Below are 3,154 nucleotides of genomic sequence, written 5' to 3'. Positions count from 1 at the left end.
CCTGGATTTTGGTGCGATGGTGGGTGGGTTTACCAGTTCATCTTGAAGCCGACGGTTCCCTTGAGCGCGTAATTGTCGGCAAAGTGGGTCAGGGATGTATCGATGGATCCCTGTCCATAGATGGCATATTTGCTGTTGGCCCAGGCATAGGTGCCGCCAGCGCCGATGCCGGCCCAGGTCTTCTGCGCGTCGGTGTCGAAGTTGACGCCGGCAACATTGACCGACGTGCCGCCGAGGAATTCCTGATAGATATTGGCAATACCATAGATCGTGGTGTTGACTGCGGTGCCGTCGGCAGCCTGCCAGTTGCTGTCATGGTTGACCGCAAGTCCAAGACGACCGATCAGGCTGTCGCCGTCATGCATGCTGACATGGGAATTCCACGTATCACGGAACCCGTCGGCATCGATGGAGGACCACAGGAGCTGGGCCTGCGGCGTCAGCGACCAGCCCTCATCCAGAGCAAAGCGCTGGCCTGCTTCGAGGCTTGCGGCATAGCCACGGGCCTTGCGGCCATCGGCAAGGCCGATATTGGCCGTCGAGGAGGTCAGATCGCTGTCGAACCAGGTGATCTGTGCCTGACCGTCGATATAGAAGCCGTTCTTGCCATACCAAGTCGAGGTTGCACCAAGGCTCCAGGCATTGGTGTCGATATCGCCATCGCCGCTGAACGACGAGACATCGGCGCGACCATGACCATATTGTCCGGTGATACCGGCAATCCAGCGGCCTTCGTCGCTTTCGTAGAACTGCCCGTCGACACCGGCCTGCATGATGACCGTGTTGACGTCCTGCTTCATGCGCGCCGTCGTCGTCTCCGGCTCGAAGCGGTTATGCGCGCCTTCGATACGAGCCCAGATGCCGCGACCGTCTACAACACCGCCATTCGACTGGCCGTCGCCGTTCTTGCCCGTCCAGTAACGCTCGCCCACACGCTCCTGCAAGGTCGGCAGTTTGTTGAGCGACTGCATCGCGGCAAGATAACCTTCATAGACCGGCACACCGGCACTGTAACGCGCGTGGTCTGGATTATCCGGATTGTCAGGGTTGGTGTTTGGATTATCCGGGTTATTCGGATTGTCGGGGTTATCCGGATTGTTCGGATCGACAGGGTTGACCGGATTGGTCAGTGCACTGGTCAGATACCAGTTACCGTCATTATCACGGGCATTGGTTCCCTTGCGCAGCGTATAGGCATAGGCGCCGCCAACAACAGCCTGCTGGCCATCCTTGGTCATATAATCGCCCTTCAGGTTGAACGTGCCGCCTGATTGGCCAGCGACGCTGACAACTTCGATACCGTTGACGGTTTGCGCACCCGCACCGCCATCGTTGAACACCTGCAAGGTGGTGGAGCCCGACGTATCACCGCCCACCACAAGCTTGTCGGTCCGTGAGTCGTCGCCGCCCAGCACCGTATGCATGATCACATGGCCGTCCGTACCGGAATAATCATTCTTCACCGTCAGCGTGGTGCCGGTCGTGCCATAGGTTCCCATCGTCACGAAGCCAGCATTGTCGAGCGAGGCAATGGTCGCCTTGTGACCGGCAAGGCTGAGCGCGCTGTCGGCCGCCACCGAATAGTGCGAGGCGGCGCTGAATGCGTTATCCGCACCCTGTTCCAGTACACCGCCGTCGACCCTGGTGTTACCGTCATAGGTATTCTGGCCGGAAAGAACCTGCAGACCAGCCTGCAGCGTCAGCCCGCCATTACCGGAGAGCACACCGTCGAAGTCGCCGCCATTGGTCAGTGTCAGGATCGCGCCGCTCGTCAGATCGACATTGCCGCTACCGGCAAGACCGCCAACGGTGGTGTTGTAACCGTCCAGATTGGCTCTCGCGCCAGTGGCGACGGTCAGAAGGCCACTACCGAAAGCACTGTTGGCGATGCCTGCCTTGACCAGGCCCTTCTCGACATCGAGACCGCCGGAGAAGGTGTTGGCGCCCGTCAGCGTGAGCACGCCGTCACCAAGTTGCTGAACCTGACCGGGGCCTTTGATCAGGCCAGTGAAGGTCACGCCATCCTGGCGATTGAAGGCCAGCGTACCGCCATCATTGTCGATTTCGCTTGCGCTCGCCAGGTTACCGCTCGTACCGCCATTGCCCAATTGCAACGTGGTCCCTTCGCCAATAATGGCATTGCCGGTGAAGTTCTGGTTGTTATTGGTGAGCGTAACCGTGCTCCTCACACCCCCGACCATCAAGGTGCCACCCTCCTTAAGCGCCGCGTTCAAAGTGAAGGTGTCGTCCCCCTTCAGGTTGATAAAGAAGGTGCCATGATTGACTATGCTGTTGCTGGACAAGGTGCCATTGGTCTTGCCATCGCCAAGGACGAAGGTGCTGCCAGTATCAATCCCGATGGCCTCGGCCCCCATGGCGCCGGTCATAAAGAAGGTGCTGTCGCCGGTTAGATTGAAGGACGAACCAGCTCCCCCGGTCACGTTTCCATCAAAGGCAGAATCTTTGATGCCGTTTGAGCCATTCAGCGTCAGATGACCGGTGCCAAGTTGAACCGTCCCCTGACCGAGCAACCCGCTGAGAGAGAGAGTGTAATTGTTCACATCCGCAGTCGCACCGCTGGCAACCCACAGCAGGCCTGTGCCGAACGCGGTCGCACTGCCTGCCTGAAGCGTGCCCGCCTGCACATTGACGCCGCCGGTGAATGTATTGTTGCCCGACAGGATCACCGAATTGGTATTCATCTTGACGAATGAGCCGTCACCGCTGATAGCGCCGGCAAAGATAACATTATTATTGCTGCGGTCGATGGCGAAGACGGCATCTTTGGCGATCTCCACATCACCATGGATACCGCCTGTTGTGGTATTGTCACCCAGCTGCAGTGTGCCTGCACTGATCTTCGTGTTGCCGTTAAAGCTCGTGTTGCCGGTGACGATCAACTTTCCCAGCCCCGTCTTGTTCAGACCGTCGGCTCCCGCCAGGTCAGATGCGATGATGGCCGTCATGTGAGCGCTATCGCTGGAGCCATCACCGACATTGATGATTGGCTTGGCAGCCGTGTCAACCAGAGTGATGGTATCGGCCGTGGTGGCACTGACGACATTATAGCCATCGACAGCAAACTGCAGGCCTTTAGCGACAACCGGAGCCGTCACTGTCACCTTGCCAGGTGTCCCGTCAAACACAGCAAAAT

General features: G+C 58.5%; 1 protein-coding gene. It reads right to left on the bottom strand.

The window, feature by feature from the left end; translation table 11 throughout:
• Nucleotides 1–29: 29 nt before the first annotated feature.
• The coding region (locus FIC94_RS22255) for an autotransporter outer membrane beta-barrel domain-containing protein (RefSeq protein ID WP_140026460.1) at nt 30–3,154 on the bottom strand (3,125 nt) is incomplete at its 5' end.

The sequence above is a fragment of the Ochrobactrum teleogrylli genome (assembly GCF_006376685.1).
GTDB classification, from domain to species: domain Bacteria; phylum Pseudomonadota; class Alphaproteobacteria; order Rhizobiales; family Rhizobiaceae; genus Brucella; species Brucella teleogrylli.
This window is presented reverse-complemented; position numbering and strand designations above follow the sequence as displayed.